This window comes from Corynebacterium sp. KPL2895 (assembly GCF_040225815.1).
GTDB classification, from domain to species: Bacteria; Actinomycetota; Actinomycetes; order Mycobacteriales; family Mycobacteriaceae; genus Corynebacterium; species Corynebacterium rhinophilum.
This window is the reverse complement of record NZ_JBEHFY010000033.1, coordinates 1-16,889: the sequence shown is the minus strand read 5'-3', so window position 1 is coordinate 16,889 and position 16,889 is coordinate 1. Positions and strand designations below refer to the sequence as shown.

General features: G+C 59.1%; 17 protein-coding genes, 4 tRNA genes and 1 pseudogene. 7 read left to right on the top strand and 15 right to left on the bottom strand.

The annotated features are described in order from the left end of the window. Positions 1–191, bottom strand: a 191-nt coding sequence (rplJ, locus tag ABRP95_RS11395) for a 50S ribosomal protein L10 (protein WP_349839463.1), incomplete at its 3' end; no start/stop codon positions are given. Positions 192–477: 286 nt separating this feature from the next. Between rplJ and ABRP95_RS11390 the strand changes: the two genes are divergently transcribed. Continuing rightward, complete coding sequence (locus tag ABRP95_RS11390) at positions 478–1,818, top strand: cryptochrome/photolyase family protein (protein ID WP_349839462.1); 1,341 nt, start codon at positions 478–480, stop codon at positions 1,816–1,818. A 110-nt stretch (positions 1,819–1,928) separates the two neighbouring features. Here the strand turns inward: ABRP95_RS11390 and rplA are convergent, their stop codons facing one another. The 7 genes from rplA to ABRP95_RS11355 all read right to left on the bottom strand — a co-directional run bounded on the left by rplA (position 1,929) and on the right by ABRP95_RS11355 (position 5,245). Then, positions 1,929–2,633 carry a 50S ribosomal protein L1 gene (gene rplA, locus ABRP95_RS11385; RefSeq protein WP_284770898.1) on the bottom strand — a complete coding sequence of 235 codons (705 nt, stop codon included), beginning with the start codon at positions 2,631–2,633 and terminating at the stop codon, positions 1,929–1,931. Between the two features lie 68 nt (positions 2,634–2,701). Then, complete coding sequence (gene rplK, locus ABRP95_RS11380; RefSeq protein WP_023016714.1) at positions 2,702–3,145, bottom strand: 50S ribosomal protein L11; 444 nt, start codon at positions 3,143–3,145, stop codon at positions 2,702–2,704. A 170-nt stretch (positions 3,146–3,315) separates the two neighbouring features. Further along, positions 3,316–4,203, bottom strand: coding sequence for a transcription termination/antitermination protein NusG (nusG, locus tag ABRP95_RS11375; RefSeq protein WP_284852559.1), 888 nt, complete (start codon positions 4,201–4,203; stop codon positions 3,316–3,318). Positions 4,204–4,333: 130 nt separating this feature from the next. Next, entirely contained in the window at positions 4,334–4,666 is a 333-nt protein-coding gene (gene secE / locus ABRP95_RS11370; protein ID WP_284770896.1) for a preprotein translocase subunit SecE, read from the bottom strand. A 173-nt stretch (positions 4,667–4,839) separates the two neighbouring features. Next, a tRNA-Trp gene (locus tag ABRP95_RS11365) sits at positions 4,840–4,912 on the bottom strand. 137 nt (positions 4,913–5,049) lie between these two features. Next, positions 5,050–5,121: transfer RNA gene (locus ABRP95_RS11360), tRNA-Met, on the bottom strand. A 48-nt stretch (positions 5,122–5,169) separates the two neighbouring features. After that, positions 5,170–5,245 (bottom strand) — tRNA-Thr (locus tag ABRP95_RS11355). A gap of 174 nt (positions 5,246–5,419) precedes the next feature. Between ABRP95_RS11355 and ABRP95_RS11350 the strand changes: the two genes are divergently transcribed. The 5 genes and pseudogenes from ABRP95_RS11350 to ABRP95_RS11330 all read left to right on the top strand — a co-directional run bounded on the left by ABRP95_RS11350 (position 5,420) and on the right by ABRP95_RS11330 (position 10,829). Continuing rightward, on the top strand, positions 5,420–6,376 hold the full coding sequence (locus ABRP95_RS11350; RefSeq protein WP_284770895.1) for a sugar-binding transcriptional regulator: 957 nt from the start codon (positions 5,420–5,422) through the stop codon (positions 6,374–6,376). Between the two features lie 92 nt (positions 6,377–6,468). Then, positions 6,469–7,194 (top strand): purine-nucleoside phosphorylase, encoded by a 726-nt coding sequence (gene deoD, locus ABRP95_RS11345; RefSeq protein WP_284770894.1) that lies wholly within the window; start codon positions 6,469–6,471, stop codon positions 7,192–7,194. Positions 7,195–7,222: 28 nt separating this feature from the next. After that, entirely contained in the window at positions 7,223–8,578 is a 1,356-nt protein-coding gene (locus ABRP95_RS11340) for an MFS transporter (RefSeq protein WP_284852560.1), read from the top strand. An 11-nt stretch (positions 8,579–8,589) separates the two neighbouring features. Continuing rightward, entirely contained in the window at positions 8,590–9,249 is a 660-nt protein-coding gene (deoC, locus tag ABRP95_RS11335; protein ID WP_284770892.1) for a deoxyribose-phosphate aldolase, read from the top strand. Between the two features lie 3 nt (positions 9,250–9,252). Further along, positions 9,253–10,829, top strand: a pseudogene (locus ABRP95_RS11330) (phospho-sugar mutase). A 1-nt stretch (position 10,830) separates the two neighbouring features. On the opposite strand, the gene ABRP95_RS11325 reads toward ABRP95_RS11330, so the two are convergent. The 4 genes from ABRP95_RS11325 to ABRP95_RS11310 form a co-directional block, all read right to left on the bottom strand. Then, the gene (locus tag ABRP95_RS11325) at positions 10,831–11,127 is read right to left on the bottom strand and encodes a hypothetical protein (RefSeq protein ID WP_284781948.1); all 297 of its coding nucleotides are present in this window, start codon (positions 11,125–11,127) and stop codon (positions 10,831–10,833) included. A 231-nt stretch (positions 11,128–11,358) separates the two neighbouring features. After that, positions 11,359–11,802 (bottom strand): hypothetical protein, encoded by a 444-nt coding sequence (locus ABRP95_RS11320; RefSeq protein ID WP_284781949.1) that lies wholly within the window; start codon positions 11,800–11,802, stop codon positions 11,359–11,361. Positions 11,803–11,972: 170 nt separating this feature from the next. Beyond that, a tRNA-Tyr gene (locus ABRP95_RS11315) sits at positions 11,973–12,054 on the bottom strand. Positions 12,055–12,163: 109 nt separating this feature from the next. Beyond that, positions 12,164–13,168, bottom strand: a complete 1,005-nt coding sequence (locus tag ABRP95_RS11310; protein WP_284770888.1) for a polyprenyl synthetase family protein — start codon at positions 13,166–13,168, stop codon at positions 12,164–12,166. Between the two features lie 98 nt (positions 13,169–13,266). On the opposite strand from ABRP95_RS11310, the gene ABRP95_RS11305 reads away from it, so the two are divergent. After that, complete coding sequence (locus tag ABRP95_RS11305; RefSeq protein ID WP_284785675.1) at positions 13,267–14,535, top strand: geranylgeranyl reductase family protein; 1,269 nt, start codon at positions 13,267–13,269, stop codon at positions 14,533–14,535. A gap of 13 nt (positions 14,536–14,548) precedes the next feature. Here the strand turns inward: ABRP95_RS11305 and ABRP95_RS11300 are convergent, their stop codons facing one another. The 3 genes from ABRP95_RS11300 to ABRP95_RS11290 all read right to left on the bottom strand — a co-directional run. Continuing rightward, positions 14,549–15,253 carry a demethylmenaquinone methyltransferase gene (locus ABRP95_RS11300; RefSeq protein ID WP_284785678.1) on the bottom strand — a complete coding sequence of 235 codons (705 nt, stop codon included), beginning with the start codon at positions 15,251–15,253 and terminating at the stop codon, positions 14,549–14,551. Positions 15,254–15,264: 11 nt separating this feature from the next. Further along, complete coding sequence (locus ABRP95_RS11295; RefSeq protein WP_284770886.1) at positions 15,265–16,464, bottom strand: glycosyltransferase family 4 protein; 1,200 nt, start codon at positions 16,462–16,464, stop codon at positions 15,265–15,267. Between the two features lie 67 nt (positions 16,465–16,531). Continuing rightward, on the bottom strand, positions 16,532–16,889 hold a 358-nt coding region (locus ABRP95_RS11290), incomplete at its 5' end, for a DUF3592 domain-containing protein (RefSeq protein ID WP_349839461.1).

Genomic DNA, 16,889 nt, shown 5'->3' with positions numbered 1-16,889 from the left:
GCTTCGTTGGCAGCGATCTTGAAGAGGGTGTTCTTGGCGACGGAGTAGTCAACGTCAAAGCCCAGGTTGTTACGCAGCTCCTGCAGCTGGGATACGGTCAGGCCGCGGTACTCAGTCAAAACGACGGAGCTAGAATCGGCCAGCTTCTCCTTCAGCTCTGCCAAGTCTGCAGTGTTCTTTGGGTTTGCCATTGTCTCTCGCCTCCTTCCAAAACATCTCTTTTATTTTCCGCCGGGGCCTTCCAAAAAGAAAAGCCCCGTGCAAGAGCACAGGGCGTGCGACATGGGAAATGCCGCGGAATGCGCAAAGTGTCTCCTGCGTGGGCCGCCTCCATGGGGGAGAACTTTCAATCCTTAATGGATGACCAACGGTCTTCGGTGAACTTTGACTCGGCCACCAGGCCGTTCAAACTTCACAAGTGATACTACCGTACTTTCCTCGTATTCCCAAATTGCCCAGCCGCGTAGGCTATCTACTATGACTTCCCTCATGTGGTTTCGCGATGACCTGCGCTTATCCGATAACCAGGCTCTCACCCGCGCAGCGCAAGCCGCCACCGATGATAAAGACGGTTCAAAGCCAGAGTTAGTGGCCATAGTTCTCGATGAGCCCGCCTACCCCGGGACCCGACCCCTCGGTGGTGCCAGCAATTGGTGGCGGGAGCGCTCGCTTTATGCCCTTGCGCAGGACCTCGCAACCTGCGGGGTGAAGCTTCTCCGCGCTACCGGGGATGCCCGCGCCGTCATTCCCCGCACCGCCCGGGAGATTGGCGCCGATACCGTCACCTGGACCCGCCGCTACCACGGCCCGCTGCGCGAAGTCGACGCCACAGTAAAAGCAGCGCTCGCAGATTCCGGAATTAACGCCACCTCCTACCCCGGTTTCACCCTCGTGGAGCCATGGGAGGTAACTAATGGCCAGGGCAAGCCTTATAAGGTCTTTACTCCCTTTGGGGCCGCCGCGCGGTCCCAACTCGCTGATGACGAACCGCTGCCCGTGCCGGAATTGCTGTCGCGGCGGGAGATGGGGGCATCGGCAAGCAGCAGCTGGCCCGATCCCAGCGCCGCTGAACCGAAGTGGGCTGCGTCGCTCGCCCAGTATTGGACGCCAGGGGAGGCAGGTGCGCGCGAACGCCTAGCCCAGCTCGACTTAACTCACTATGCCAGAGAACGCGATATACCCGCGCACAACGCCACCTCTCTGCTATCGCCGCACCTGCGCTTTGGCGAGGTATCCCCACGCGAAGTTTGGCTGGCCGCCGCCGAGGAACCCGACACGGAGAAGTTCCACTCCGAGTTGCTGTGGCGCGACTTTGCCTGGCACCGGCTCTACCACCTACCCGATCTGGCCACCCGCAACGTGCGGCAACAGTTCGACCGCTTCGACTGGTCCTGGGATGACCCGCGGCTGAGGGATTGGCAGGACGGGACGACGGGTATACCACTTGTCGATGCCGGTATGCGCGAACTCTGGAAAACCGGATACATGCACAATCGCGTGCGCATGGTGGTGGGATCGTTTCTCACCAAGAACCTGGGAATCCATTGGCGCCTAGGCGAGGAATGGTTTTGGGACACCCTGGTGGATGCCGATGCCGCGTCCAACCCATTTAACTGGCAATGGGTGGCCGGCTGCGGCGATGATGCCGCGCCCTTCTTCCGCATCTTCAACCCTGAAACCCAGGCACAGCGCTTCGACCCCGAAGGCGCCTATATCCGCTGCTGGGCTCCCACGCTATCCACCCCACCCATCGTGGATCTCAGGCAGTCGCGCCAGGCGGCCCTAGATGCCTACGCCGAGATCAAAGGCGCAGACTAACGCTCAATACCTAGACTTTTCGTTCACACCGCAAGGCCTGTTGAACGATGCAAAAGACCCCAAGGAAAATCCTCGGGGTCTTCATTCACGCGCTATGCGCTATCACCGTCTTAGTCGGTGTAGCCCTTCTGCACGGAGCCGTCCACAGGAATGCCTGGGCCGGAGGTGGTGGAGATGGTGGCACGCTTGATGTAGATGCCCTTAGCGGAAGCAGGCTTCAGGCGCTGGATCTCATCCATGAGGGCGCCGTAGTTCTCAGCGAGCTTCTCAGCATCGAAGGAAGCCTTACCAAGGATGGCGTGCAGGTTTGCAGCCTTGTCCACGCGGAAGGAGATCTTACCGCCCTTAACCTCGCTAATTGCCTTAGCAACGTCATTGGTCACGGTACCGGTCTTCGGGTTAGGCATCAGACCACGTGGGCCCAAGACGCGGGCGACGCGGCCAACCTTGGCCATCTGGTCCGGGGTAGCGATGGCAACGTCGAAGTTCAGATTGCCCTCGTTGATCTGCTCGATCAACTCGGAGGTGCCGACGATGTCAGCGCCAGCTTCCTGGGCTGCGGTAGCCTTTTCGCCCTCTGCGAAGACGGCGACGCGAACGTCCTTACCGGTGCCGTTAGGCAGGGAAACGGTGCCGCGCACCAGCTGGTCAGCCTTGCGTGGGTCAACGCCCAAGCGGAAGACGACGTCAACGGTGGCGTCGAAATTCTTGGAGGAGGTCTCCTTGGCCAACTTTGCGGCCTCGATCGGACGGTACAGGCGGGACTTATCTACTAGTTCCGCAGCGGCCTTATAAGCCTTAGACTTGGTGCTCATTTAACAATTCCTTTTCTGGATTGGCGTGGTATTTGGCGGGCCGAAGCTGGCCCTACCACATAAAGTTTTTACTTCTCCGGTGCGCCATCGATGTTAAGGCCCATGGAACGGGCGGTACCAGCGATGATGTGTGCGCCGGCCTCGATGTCGCGGGCGTTGAGGTCCTCGAACTTGGTCTGTGCAATTTCCTTGCACTGATCCCAGGTGACGGTGCCGACCTTATCGGTGTGCGGAACACCGGAACCCTTCTGGACGCCAGCGGCCTTCAGCAGCAGCTTGGCTGCCGGCGGGGTCTTCAGCTTGAAGTCGAAGGAGCGGTCTTCGTAGACGGTGATCTCAACAGGAACCACGTTGCCACGCTGGTTCTCGGTAGCGGCGTTATAAGCCTTGCAGAATTCCATGATGTTGACGCCGTGGGCACCCAGTGCCGGGCCAACTGGCGGTGCCGGGTTAGCGGCGCCAGCCTCGATCTGCAGCTTGATGAAGCCAGATACCTTCTTCTTTGGAGCCATCGAATTACCTCTTTCCTGTGGTACCGAACCTGCGTCACGATGAATAACGCGGCCCGTCCGGATGCTCACCTCAGTGGGCCACCGGAGGATGAAACGATTTACGTGTGCGCACGCAAAAGGCGCACGGCGTTCCAGTCTAGAACACCGTGCGCCCTGCACAAAATCATTTTTTAAGAAATGCGCTCGATTTCCGTCGGCGACAACTCCACTGGGGTTTCGCGGCCGAAGATGGAGACTAGGCCCTGCATCTTGCCGGTCTCCGGGTCAATTTCGGAGATGGTGGCGGACACGGCAGCCAGCGGGCCGGACAGGATGGTAACGGCCTCGCCCACCTCGAAGTCGTGGGCGTACTTCTTGGCCACTTCCTTCTCCGGCATTTCAACGACCTGCTCGCCCTCTTGCTCGTTCGCAGCGGCCTCGCCCTTGGTGGCGGGAGCTTCGTTCGGCATGAGGAACTTAGCCACGTCGCGGGTCTTCACCGGCGTCGCGTTGCCTTCATTGCCCACGAAGGAGGTAACGCCGGGGGTTTCGCGGATGACGGACCAGGCGGCATCGTTAAGCTCAGCGCGTACCAGAACGTAGCCCGGCAGCAGCTTGCGCTTTACAATCTTCTTCTTGCCGTCCTTGTTTTCCATGATCTGCTCGATGGGGACGACGACCTCGAAGATGGAGTCTTCCACCTCAAGGGTCTGCGCACGCATGTCGAGGTTTGTGCGCACCTTGTTCTCGTAGCCGGAGTAGCACTGGATGATGTACCACTGGCCCGGCTGTTTCTTCAGCTCGCGGGTGAATTCGCGCAGGCGCTTGCGGTAAGCGGCGTCCTCGGCCTCTTCCTCGGTCTCGGCGGGGGCCTCTGCGGCGGCCTCGGCCTCCGCCGAAGGGGCATCGGCAAGCGCAGCGTCTTCTGCGCCAGCGGTGTCAGCCTCAGCCGGTGCTGCGGCCTCCTCTTGGGCGTCCTCGACTGCGCTGGCGTGCTCTGCAGCCTGCTCCTGCACGTTGGACTGCATGACCTCCTCTAGGGAGGTTCCTGGGTTTTCGACGTTATTTTCGTCGCTCATGAGTGGTACTCCAAAATGTCATCGGCGCGTGTTGTAGAACCAGCCTACCCGCGGCGCGTGTGGGCAAAAAGTATCCCGCCGTTCCGGAGTGCGGAAACAGCGGGATAAAAGTTTGTGGTGGCCATTCTAGCTAATTAGTCAGAATCTTCTCAACTCCGAGGCCAGCCAGGGTATCGACGCCCCAAACAAGCGCGGTGATGACGATCAAGAAGGCGAACGTGATGAGGGTGTACTGCAGCATCTCTCCACGGGTGGGCCAGACCACCTTCTTCATTTCAGAGACAACCTCGCCGGGGAATGCGGCGACGCCGCCACCCGGGCTCTCGGTGCTGTTTTTATCCTCAACGCGGACGACGTTCTTCTTCGCCGAGTCCGTGGAGGTCGTGGAAGCCGCACCAGAAAGCTGGCGCTTACCGGTAGGACGCGGGGCCGCCGAGTCCTTCGGCTGCTGCTCATCGCTCACAGCTAACCCTCCTTGGGAAATGAAATCTTTTTCTAGGCATGAACCTCCGCCCAGACATAACTTTGTCAACCCTAGCAAAAGGTGCACGGGCAGGAAAGCATGCCAGGGCGGGTGAGCCGCATCTGTGACAAAAACATCCCCGCCATCTGGAAAGCAGATGCCGGGGATCCTTGCAGGGGCGACAGGACTCGAACCTGCAACCTACGGTTTTGGAGACCGTTGCGCTACCAATTGCGCCACGCCCCTATTTTATTTTCCGTGACACTAGAAAGTCACGCGCCGATGACCTTACCAGATACCTAATTCCGCACGGAAACCAGGACGCCGTTAAGGCCATAGGCACGGTAGTAAAAAAGCGCCGTAATGGCGCTTTTCTTTCCCGGTAGCGATGGCGAGAATTGAACTCGCGACACAGCGATTATGAGTCGCTTGCTCTACCACTGAGCTACACCGCCATGGTGAACACCTTCATCCTGCAGGAAGATATTTCCTCCAGACATGAATGGAGCCCCCTGACAGAATCGAACTGTCGACCTTTTCCTTACCATGGAAACGCTCTGCCGACTGAGCTAAGGGGGCATATCCCAGCATCAAGCACGTCAATATTTCGTTGTGCTCTCCGTTGCGGACTTCAATAATGTAACCTGACACCTCCACTTTGCACAAATCGCCACGTCAGCGGGCATAAGTGTGGAAATTTCAGACGCTTATACGATGGTGATCCTGCCCGCCTGGTGTGCTTGAATGAAAGACATGCTGGATCATAAAGACTGTCTTTCTATCGACGCCGCGAAGCTCTACTACAACTCCGGGTTCTCGCAGGCGGAGGTGGCGGCTCACCTGGGGATTTCCCGGCCGACGGTCTCCAAGTTACTCACTCATGCCGCCGAGCGCGGCTTTGTCACCGTGAGTATTACCGATCCCCGCGAGCAGTCCGATGAGCTGGTTTCTGCGCTCTGCGAGCGCTTTTCGCTTGCCGATGCCCGCGTCACCGCCACCCCTCCCGGCGGATCCCTGCTCGCGGATTTAGGCAGCGCTGGCGCCGCCCTATTGGAAGAGCTCATTACCGATCACACCTCGGTGGGCTTGTCCTGGGGCGAAACCATGTCCGCGGTGGCCTCCCATTTGCGCAAGCGGCCACTGGAGGGTGTGGACATCATCCAGCTCAAGGGCGGGCATTCTCACTCGGAGCGCTCCACCAAGGATCTGCAGACTATGCAGGCATTTACCCAGGCCTTTAATGCCGAGGCCCACCTGCTTCCCCTCCCGGTGATCTTCGATTCCGTCGAGGCCAAAGAGTGGGTCTCCCGCGATAGGCATATTGCCAAGATTTTGCAGATGGGGGCATCAGTAAGCGTGGCGGTATTTACCGTCGGCGCGATGAAGAAAGAATCGCTCGCACTTAATTTGGGATATCTCACCGAAAGCGAAGAGGAAGAATTGCTCACCAATGCTGTGGGAGATGTATGCTCGCGCTTTTTCACCACCCAAGGCGACGTTGCCAGCCAGGCGGTGGATGAGCGCACCGTTGGCATTAGCCTGAGCGATTTAGCAACGCGTCCCACCCGCGTCTTAGTAGCCGGCGGTGCTCATAAGGCCGAGGCACTACAGGTCGCCTTGGATATGGGCCTTGCCACCCACCTAGTCACGGATCAAACCACGGCGCACAAACTGGTGAACTCTACAGAGAGTCGCCTTCCTCACCATTAATGCACATTTGTTAATTATTTCATTGACATTGGTGCCGCGGGGGCTAAACTGACTGGTGACACAGTCCACCAGTCCACGTTGAGGAGTACTCCATGTCTCAGACTGAGATTTCCACCCCGCACATCAACCCGCACGGCACCCCCATCGCAGAGACCGTTTTGCTGCCCGGCGATCCCCTCCGCGCCAAATTCATCGCGGATACCTTCTTGGAAGATGTCGTCCAATTCAATGAAATCCGCAACATGCTGGGCTTTACCGGCACCTACAACGGCAAGCCCATCTCCGTTATGGGCACCGGTATGGGAATTCCCTCTATCGGTATCTACTCCTGGGAATTGATCCATAAGTTCGGTGCGAAAAAGCTCATCCGCGTCGGCTCCATCGGTGCTATGCAAGAAGACATCGAATTGCACGATGTCATCGTGGCATCTTCTGCTTCTACCGATTCCAACTTCCTGTCACAGTATGACCTGCCGGGCACCTACGCCCCCACCGCATCTTGGAAGCTACTCAAGGCGCTGGTAGATGAGGCCGAGCGCCAGGAGACCCCGATCCACGTGGGCAATATCCTAAGTTCTGACATGTTCTACCACATGGATAAGACCGTCAACGGCCGCTGGGCGCACATGGGCGTGCTTGGTGTGGAAATGGAATCCGCCGCACTCTATGCCACCGCCGCCGAGGCCGGTGTCGACGCCTTGGGCCTATTCACCGTCTCAGACAATGTGGTCAACGGCACCCAGCTTTCTGCCGAGGACCGCCAGAGTGCATTCCACACCATGATGAAACTCGCCTTGCCGCTTAACGCAGTCGACTAAGCTCCTCTTCCCACAAAGGACAACTTCCATGCTGAAAAAAGTTAAGGCCATGCCGGGGGATCGCACCCAGGTTAACCCCAAGGCGGCCGTCCCTATCCTCCTTTTCGTCTTCGTCTTCTCTCTCATCATTGACAATGGATTCAAGACGATGACCATGCCGATCGCGGAAGCGCTGGAGATCTCCGATAAGACCGCTTCGCTGCAGGCCTCGCTGGCCGGCGTCATCATTGGTATCGGTGCCGTCGTCTACGCCGCCTTGGCGGACTCCATCTCTATTCGGAAGCTCATGCTGACCGGTATCGGGTTTGTGGCCGTGGGTTCCATCCTGGCTTTCATTTTCTCCGGTTCGTGGGCCATGGTGTTGACTGGGCGTTTGATTCAGACCACCGGTTTGGCCGCCGCTGAGACGCTCTATGTCATCTACGTGACCAAGCACTTGAGTGAGGATGATCAAAAGACCTACCTCGGCTTTTCCACCGCTGCCTTCCAGGCCGGCCTGCTCATTGGTGCGCTGACCTCTGGGTTCATCTCCACTTACGTGTCCTGGACGGCGATGTTCCTCATCCCACTTATCCTCCTGCTCACCATTCCGCCCATCATTAAAAATGTGCCGGAAGATGAGGCCGTGGAGGGCCACCTGGACGCACTTGGCCTGTTCTTTGTCGCCGTCTTCGCCAGCGCTCTCATCATGTTTATGCAGGATTACGCCTGGTACTGGCTCGTCTTGGCAGCCATTGGCTTAGTCCTGTTCATCGTGCACATCAAGAACGCAAAGAACCCCGTGGTCACCCCGGAATTCTTTACCAATGGACGCTACGTGTGGACCATCGTCATGGTGCTCTTTGTCTATTCCACCCAGCTGGGCTTTATCTTCCTGCTTCCCTATGCAGCCCAAGACCTGCACGGCATGAGCCTTGACCGTGCTTCGTTGTTGCTCATTCCTGGCTATGCCTGCGCCGTGCTCGTCGGTGTTTTATCCGGCAAGATCGGCACGGTGCTCTCGTCTCGATCCACCATCTATACCGCTTTTGCTTTGGTTGCAGGTTCCTTATTCATTGCCGCGCTCTTTGCACAGGTTCACGTGGCCGTGCTTGTTATCACCATCATTGCCTTTGCCAGCGGCTTTTCCCTGATGTATGCACCACTGGTCAATACTGCGCTGCGCAATATCACCGCAGCCAAGTCCGGTATCGCCATCGGCTTTTATAACCTCACCATCAATATCGCCATCCCGCTGGGCATTGCGTACACCGCCAAGCTGATGGAGTCCACCAGCTACACCACCACCCTGCTCATTCTCACCGTCATCGCCCTCTTCGGTTCCGCGCTGTACATCATTTCAGATCTGAAGATGGCTAAAAACGAACCCGCCCCAGTTTCCTAAAGGAGAAAATCATGACTTCCCAGAACCTCACCCGCTCAGACGTTGCTTCCTACATCGACCACACCCTGCTCAAGCCAGAGGCCACCCCGGAGCAGTTCCGCACCTTGGTAGAAGAGGCCACCGAGCTTGGCACCTATGCCGTGTGCGTCTCCCCTTCCGCCCTGCCGCTCGAGACCCCAGAGTCCCTCCACGTCGCCACGGTCGTGGGCTTTCCTTCCGGCGCCGTCAAGCCGGAAATCAAGGCTGCTGAGGCAGCCCGCGCGGTTGCCGATGGCGCCGAGGAAGTAGACATGGTCATCAACATCCCGCTGGCCATCGAGGGCCGCGCCGAGGAGCTGCAGGCAGAAATCCAGGCCGTGCGCGATGCCATCCCAGGCGAGGTGCTCAAGGTCATCATCGAGTCTGCCGCGCTTTCCGATGCCGCCATTGTCCTCGCCTGCCAGGCCGCCGCTGCCGCTCAGGCGGACTTTGTAAAGACCTCCACAGGTTTCCACCCCGCCGGCGGTGCCTCCACCCACGCAGTCAAGCTCATGCGCGAGACCGTAGGCGACAAGCTGGGCGTGAAGGCCTCCGGCGGCATCCGTACCGCCGAGGATGCCCTCGCCATGATCGAGGCCGGCGCCAGCCGCCTGGGGCTGTCCTCCTCTGCCAAGATCCTCGAGGAGCTTTAAGCCATGTCTGTGGATAAGACCTTCGATATCGACTACGCCCGCACTTGGGCCGAACACGATCCGGATGCGGACACCGCCCGTCAGGTGCTCACGTGGATCGAGGAAGATAACTCCGAAGAACTCGCCGCCGCCTTCGCGGGCCCCTGAACTTTGGTACCGCGGGCCTGCGCGCTGCCGTGGGCGCGGGCGAATCCCGCATGAACCGCGCCGTGGTCATTCGCACCACCTACGGTCTTATTACCTGGCTCAAGCAGCAGGTCGATACCCCGGTCGTTGTCATCGGCTGCGATGCCCGCCACGGCTCCGCGCAGTTCCAGCGCGATGCCGCGCAGGTTATCTCCGCCGCTGGCGGAAAGGCCTTAGTCCTGCCTGCGCAGAATCCGACCCCGCTGACCGCCTTCACGGTGCGTTCTTTGGGCGCGGACGCCGGCATTATGGTTACCGCCTCCCACAACCCGCCCGCCGATAATGGCTACAAGGTGTACCTGGGTGGCCGCGTTGCCACCGGCCCGGGCGAGGGCGTGCAGCTCATCTCCCCGGCCGATAAGGAAATCGCCGCCGTCATCGCTAAGGCCCCCTATGCCGATGAGGTCCCGCTCACCTCCGATCACATCGAGGACGTCGATACCCGCGCGGAGTACCTCGACCGTGCAGCCGCGTTGGTCGGTGAAAATACCGATATCACCATCGCTTTGACCGCCATGCACGGCGTGGGTGCCGAACTGGGTAAGGAACTGCTGTCTCGCTGCGGCTTTAATGTCTCGCTGGTGCCGGAACAGGCTGCTCCTGACCCCGATTTCCCCACGGTTTCTTTCCCCAACCCGGAAGAGCCCGGCGCCCTAGACCTTGGTATTCAGCATGCCGAGAAAATCGGTGCCGATATCCTTATCGCTTATGACCCTGACGCCGATCGCTGCGCCGCCGCCGTTCCCACCGATGGCACCTGGCGCCAGCTCAGTGGCGATGAGACCGGTGCCTTGCTTGGCGATTACCTCGCTCGCCGCGGCGCTACCGGCAACTTCGCCAACTCCCTCGTATCGTCCCGCCTGCTCGGGCGCATCGCCGCGCACTACGGCCTCGGCCACGAGGAAACCCTGACCGGTTTCAAGTGGATCGCCCGCACCCCGGAACTGGCCTTCGGCTACGAAGAAGCTATTGGTTTCTGCCCCGATCCCAACGCAGTGCGCGATAAGGACGGCATCTCCACCTCCGTGGTGCTTGCCAGCCTCGCCGCCGAATGCAAGGCAGCCGGAAGCAGCCTCCTGGACCGCTTGGATGATATCTACGCCACGGTCGGTGCCCTGCACACCCAGCCGCTGACCTTCCGTGTTGAGGACCTGAGCCTGATTACCCAAGCAATGGACAAGGTCTCTACCACCCCACCGACCGAACTCGCTGGCTCCCCGGTATCCAAGGTGGAAAAGTTCGCACAAGGCTCGAAGTTCTTCACCGAGAACGATGACCGCGTCATCGTTCGTCCCTCCGGCACCGAGCCCAAGCTCAAGTGCTATCTAGAGTCCCCCGACGCTGGGCGCCTCGATGCCATCGCGGCCGACCTGCGCGATTACTTTGGGCTCTAAGCTACTCTTGTAAAAGCCAAGCAGTAAGCTCTTGTACTGCTTGGCTTTTGCCTCCCGCATAGCTCTCTTCCAGTTCTAAGGCCACCGATTCAAAGATTTTCTCAGAAAGTGCCTTAGCCCTATCCGCAGTAATTTTTCCGCGAAGATCATCTAGTGGAACAGCAATGGCACCATCTCTGCTCGGCCTCATCCAATAAGACCGCATATCCGCAGCGTACATTTTGGGAAACGTACCTGAGATTTGAGATTCAAGCACTACATTGCCAAAAAATAGTGTTGTTAGCCGCCTTTCTTCCATGCCCTTCATCGTATGCGAAAATAAAACGCTGGAAGACGCCTCTCTCCCAAGATGAGACGGTGCCTGATACTTCTCAATGGACACGAAAAGCCGATTCAAAAAGCATTAGACGAGCCAAACCGACTACTTGAACAAGCACAAGAGATGTTCAATATTCCGATACCCCGGGATCTGGGTTTGTCGATTGCTAAGAGATTAAAGGTAGAGAATTCCCTCAACAGCGAATATCAACTATTTAATGGTGATATGACACGTCCCATCGGTACCAGAGCGACCTTTGGCAACGATTTCAGCACGGTCCAAATCCCCGTTATAGGTACTGGCTCCAGTTTGGATACTAGTTGTTGTGCTGGACAGTTCAACGCTATCCTCCTGCACAACTTCGTCGCCATTCATATATTTGATGGTTAATTCATCACCGGGTTGACCTTCATAGTGAATGTGGGGCGTATTCTTCTCGTTATCCATTTTCACCACTTGCGGATCGCACTCCCCTTCAGCCGTAACATTCCCAAGTATTGGAGCGTCTGAGGGACGGGGCTCAAAACTCTCCAGAGAAGTATCGCCATTATTCGGTGCCTCAGATTCTGCAGAGGGCTCAGGGTCTTGCACACCACAACCTACGAGCATTAAAGGTAAGCAAACAGTACTGATAGCAAGCTTATTCAACCGCATGCAGACACCCTATCAATCGTTCACGTACTGAAAACTAACCTTATTCTGGGCTATCACGAGCATCTGTTAGTCCTATTCAAGGTGTGCCGCGTCCCATAGAGCTTTCAGATCCGCCCTGCAGGAGAAAACGACGAAGCCCCACAAGCCTGTGCTTGTGGGGCCCTGTGTTGTGCCAGGTAGAAGATTCGAACTTCTGAAGGCAATGCCGGCGGATTTACAGTCCGCTCCCTTTGGCCGCTCGGGCAACCTGGCATGCACTCTGTGGTGCGTGTATGTACTTTACTATGAAGCACCCACCTACCTCCAAATCGCCAGCGCAGCGGGGAAAAATGGGGTGTGTAGGAGGGGTGCAGGCAAGCAGCTAGCCCACGCGGCGAACGGTGTAATCCGCGAGCTGGCGCAGCGCTTGGCTAGCGGAATTTTCCGGCAGTACGGAAAGCTGTTCTTCTACCGTGCGGAGGTAGGCGTTAATGTCCTCTAGCGCCCGCTGACGGCCGCCAGACTGGCGCAGGAGCTCAATGGCACGCTCGACCTCAGCATCGGTTTCTAGGGGGCCTGTCAGCAGCTCACGCAGCTGGTCTCCCACCTCGCCGTCCTCTTCCAAGGCGTAGAGGACGGGGAGGGTAAAGACACCCTCGCGCAGGTCGGTGCCCGGAGTCTTTCCGGACTCTTCTGGATCGGAGAAGATATCGATGACATCGTCCACAATCTGGAAAATCATGCCGATGGCACCGCCAATGCGGCTCAACGCAGCAGCGTATTCTGCAGAAGCGCCCGAGTGGTACGCGCCGAGGTAGCCGGCAGAGGCGATAAGCACCGCGGTCTTTTCCTGAATAACGGCCATATAGTGGTCCACGGGGTTGGCTTCGCCAGCACCAATGGTCTCGCGCATCTGGCCGGTCACCAGCTCTTCAAAGGTATCCGCGAAGTGGCCTACGGTATGGGTATCTAGTTGGCTCATCAGGCGGGAGGCGTGTGCGAGGAGGGCATCGCCGGCAAGGATGGCTACGGAGTTATTCCACCGGGAGTTGGCGGATTCCACGCCGCGGCGGCGGTCCGCCTCATCCATCACATCATCGTGGTACAGGGTGGCAACGTGCACCATCTCCACAACGGTGGCGGACTTAATAACCTCTTCACAGCCCGGTTTGGTGCCGTACTCAGAGGCAAGCAGTGCCATCATCGGACGAAAGCGCTTGCCACCTGCCTTGGACAGATGGCTTACCTTGTCCTTCAAGAAGTCCTGGCCGCGGTCAGTTTCACTGCGCAGCTTTTCTTCTACTGCTTCCATGCCCGCGCCAATGCGTTCATTAAGCTGTGGATCACCAAGATCCACGTGAGTGGCATGCGAGTGGCCGTGAGTCATTAAATAGCGTTCCTTGCAATTAAAAGCCAGAGATAATCGTTTATCTACCGTAGTCCAAACCAGCCCCCTTAACACACTTGAGGGGTTGAACTAGTGCAATGATAGTCCCTATGTCGGAACAGATCGATTCCCCCCGCCCTGTCGAAGTCGCCATCATCGGTGCAGGACCCGCCGGAGCCGCTGCGGCCATCCACGCCGCCCGCGCTGGCTATGAGACTGTCCTCATTGATTCATCCGCCTTCCCCCGCGATAAAACCTGCGGCGATGGTCTTACCCCGCGGGCAATGCACCAGCTAGATAAGCTCGGCATTACCGTTAACGCCTCCTACCGCAACCGCGGGCTCAAGCTGCACGGCTACGGCGAGGACGTCACTGCCCCGTGGCCGCAGACCTATCCTTCCCAGGTGGGCACTGCCCTGCCGCGCTTTAGGCTCGATGCGCAGCTGGTAGAGGCTGCCACCGCCGCCGGGGCCACGCTCATATCTGGTACCCCCGCGAGCGCCCCAGTCATGGAGGGCAACCGGGTGACCTCATTTCGCATCGGCAAGCAGATTATTCAGCCGAAATGGCTCATCGTGGCCGATGGCGTGCGTTCTACCTTTGGCAAGCAATTGGGCCGCACCTGGCACCGCGATGAGGTCTATGGCATCGCCGCGCGCTCCTATGCCGCCTCCCCTCAGGCAACCGAGCCGTGGATGCACTCGCACGTGGAATTAAAAGACGAAGACGATTCCGTCCAGCCCGGCTACGGGTGGATTTTCCCGTTGGGAGCAGAGCTTGGGCAGGTCAATATCGGCGTCGGCGCGCTTTCGACCGCGCAGCGGCCGGCCAAGATTAATACCAAAAAGTTGCTGGAATTCTACGCCGCCCAGCAGCGCGCGGAGTGGGGCCTTGGGGACATCGAACACGTCACCTCTGCCCTGCTGCCCATGGGCGGGGCGGTCTCTAATGTGGCGGGGGCCAATTGGATGCTTATTGGCGATGCCGCCGCTTGCGTCAACCCCTTAAACGGCGAGGGCATCGACTACGGCCTCGAGACCGCAGCGCTCGCGGTGGGCATGCTCGGGCCGAAAGATTTCACCCTCGCGTGGCCAGCTACCCTGCGCGAGCACTACGGCGAATCCTTCCTGCTTGCGCGCACGGCCGCCCGCCTGTTGACCTACCCGCAATTCCTGCCCGTGGCGGGCCCGTTGGCGCTGCGCGGTCCGGTGGGCCGCTTGCTGATGCCCGCGGCAGCCCGCCTTATGGGCAACCTCATCACGGAGGAGGACCGCGACCTTATCGCCCGCCTGTGGCGCACGGCCGGCCGCACCGTTGGCACCGTCCGGCGCGATACGCCCCTGTGGGCCTCCACTGCGGCGGTCTAGGGAGCTTCAGGGGTTACTGTGGGGCATCGGCAAGCGGCTTCGTTGCCGAGTGCAAGGCAACGATACCCAGGGTGAGGTTTTGCCAGCCCGCGTTGGCCCAACCATTGCGGTTGATGGCCGCCGCCAACTCCTCTTGTCCAGGCCAAGCGCGGATGGATTCCGCGAGGTAAATATAGGCATCCGGGTTGGAGGAGACCACGCGCGCAACCGGGGGCAGCAGGCGCATGAGGTATTCCTTGTACACGGTGCCAAATACCGGGACGATGGGCGTGGAAAATTCCGCCACCGCCAGGCGCCCGCCCGGCTTGGTCACGCGCGCCATTTCCCGCAGCCCCAGCTCGTAATCGTGGATATTGCGCAGGCCATAGGAGACGGTGACGGCGTCAAACGTATTATCCGCAAAAGGCAATTTCATGCCATCGCCAGCCACCTTGGGCACGTCGCGCTCGCTTCCGGCGGCGAGCATGCCGCGCGAAAAGTCGCAGGCTACGCACCATGCACCGGATTTGGACAGCTCTTCTGTGGATACCGCGGTTCCGGCCGCGAGGTCGAGGACCTTCTCCCCCGGCTGCAGGTTCAGGCGCTCGCGGGTGCGCTTGCGCCAGCGCTTGTCCTGCCCAAAGGACAAGACGGTATTGGTGAGGTCGTATTTTTCGCCGACGGCGTCAAACATGCGCGCGACGTCGAAGGGCTTTTTATCCAGATCTGCCTTAGACACAAATGCCTAGTCTAGGCTACGCGGGCCCCAAGGGCACGAGCCGCCCACCGCGGCAGCTCCGGGCGCTGCCCCAAAATGGTCAGCGGCACCCGCCGGGTATCTTCCAGCACCTCTTCGTAGTAGCCCACCAGCTGCTCGCACAGCGCGGTCCACGTCTTCGAAGAAATGGATGCGCGGGCATTATCCCGCAATTCCGCGTGCACCTCTGGGTTTAAGAGTGCATCGACGGCATTGGGCAGGTCCTCGACAAAGCTATCCACGTCTAAAAGCAGGCCGTTATAGCCTTCCTGGATAAGATCCACGGGCCCGCCTGCCCGCGGGCCGATGGTGGGCACGCCAGAGGCTTGGGCCTCTTGGATGGACTGACAGAAGGTTTCAAATTCGCCGGCGTGCACAAAGACATCGAACGAGGCATAGGCCTGCGCTAGCTCCTCACCGCTCAGCGCGCCGGTGAACACGGCGCTGGGAAGCTGCGCCTCCAATAGCGGGCGCTCGGGGCCGTCACCGACAATAACCAGCTGAATATCCTCGCGGTCATTGAGTGCCGATAGGCGGTGCACGCCCTTTTCCGCGGCCAAGCGGCCGACGAAGCCGACTATGTTCTTCTTTCCGCTCCGGTCCCAGCTGCGGCGCAGGGATGCAGAGCGCTTTTCGGGATGGAATAGCTCGGCATTGACGCCGCGGCCCCAGTGGCGCACGTGCTTGATGTGGTGTTTTTCCAAGTCCCGGATGGTTAGCGAGGACGGTGCCAGGGTCATCTGGCAGGAATTGTGGATGGTACGCAGCCACTCCCACACGCCATAGGCCAATGCGGAGGCGTGGTACTTGGTGGCGAACCCGGCGACATCGGTTTGATAGAGCGCCACTGCCGGAATGCGCTGTTGGCGGGCCGAAAATGCGCCCGCTGCACCCAACACAAACGGGCTGGCTAGGTGGATGATATCGGGCTTGAACTTCCGCAGCGCGTCATCCACGGCCGTGGTAGGCACGCCCACCGGCAGCGAATCCACCAGCGGCACGCGCACGGTGGGCACGCGGTAGATGGGAAAGCCCAAATAATCGGGGATTTCTTCTTGGCCCTCGCGGGCACCGGGGGCGATGACAATCGCATCGTGTCCGGTTTCGTGCAGGTGCTCCAAAACGCGCAGCACCGAGTTTGTCACGCCATTGACATTGGGAAGGAACGATTCGGCCACGATTGCAACTCGCATGCCACCATAATGGCTTATTTTTCTCGGCCTTTGGTGAATCCAATGAAAAATCTAGGTAAATTATTTTTCAGCGGGATTTTTCAGCGCGGCGGGTGTTCAGGTTAATAAGCCGCCACAACCCCACTGCGCCAAGCGTCGACACGATGGCCACGGACAGCGCCGGTATGACCGCCAAGGTCCACTCGCGGCCTTCTACCTTCACCAAATCCGGGTTATCTTCGGCGTACTGCACCCATACCTGCTGTCCCTCGCCCAGGTCGGTGGGATAGAGCAATCCTTGCCGCGGGGCATGGTAGATCCCGTCACTATCTTGAAAATCCACGGTGGTGCGCAGCACGCCGACGTCCTTGACCGTTGCCAAGGCCCGGTTAGGCTGTGCGGAAATGGCGCGGTCATTGAGGAATGGCCCCACCACGAGGCCCACC

Excerpts from the sequence above, each read along its gene's own strand:
- rplA (WP_284770898.1), bottom strand. The coding sequence starts at position 2,633 with ATGAGCACCAAGTCTAAGGCTTATAAGGCCGCTGCGGAACTAGTAGAT.
- ABRP95_RS11390 (WP_349839462.1), top strand. The coding sequence starts at position 478 with ATGACTTCCCTCATGTGGTTTCGCGATGACCTGCGCTTATCCGATAAC.
- ABRP95_RS11340 (WP_284852560.1), top strand. The coding sequence starts at position 7,223 with ATGCTGAAAAAAGTTAAGGCCATGCCGGGGGATCGCACCCAGGTTAAC.
- ABRP95_RS11310 (WP_284770888.1), bottom strand. The coding sequence starts at position 13,168 with ATGACTCACGGCCACTCGCATGCCACTCACGTGGATCTTGGTGATCCA.
- ABRP95_RS11350 (WP_284770895.1), top strand. The coding sequence starts at position 5,420 with ATGCTGGATCATAAAGACTGTCTTTCTATCGACGCCGCGAAGCTCTAC.
- ABRP95_RS11325 (WP_284781948.1), bottom strand. The coding sequence starts at position 11,127 with ATGGAAGAAAGGCGGCTAACAACACTATTTTTTGGCAATGTAGTGCTT.
- ABRP95_RS11305 (WP_284785675.1), top strand. The coding sequence starts at position 13,267 with ATGATAGTCCCTATGTCGGAACAGATCGATTCCCCCCGCCCTGTCGAA.
- ABRP95_RS11320 (WP_284781949.1), bottom strand. The coding sequence starts at position 11,802 with ATGCGGTTGAATAAGCTTGCTATCAGTACTGTTTGCTTACCTTTAATG.
- nusG (WP_284852559.1), bottom strand. The coding sequence starts at position 4,203 with ATGAGCGACGAAAATAACGTCGAAAACCCAGGAACCTCCCTAGAGGAG.
- deoC (WP_284770892.1), top strand. The coding sequence starts at position 8,590 with ATGACTTCCCAGAACCTCACCCGCTCAGACGTTGCTTCCTACATCGAC.
- deoD (WP_284770894.1), top strand. The coding sequence starts at position 6,469 with ATGTCTCAGACTGAGATTTCCACCCCGCACATCAACCCGCACGGCACC.
- rplK (WP_023016714.1), bottom strand. The coding sequence starts at position 3,145 with ATGGCTCCAAAGAAGAAGGTATCTGGCTTCATCAAGCTGCAGATCGAG.
- ABRP95_RS11295 (WP_284770886.1), bottom strand. The coding sequence starts at position 16,464 with ATGCGAGTTGCAATCGTGGCCGAATCGTTCCTTCCCAATGTCAATGGC.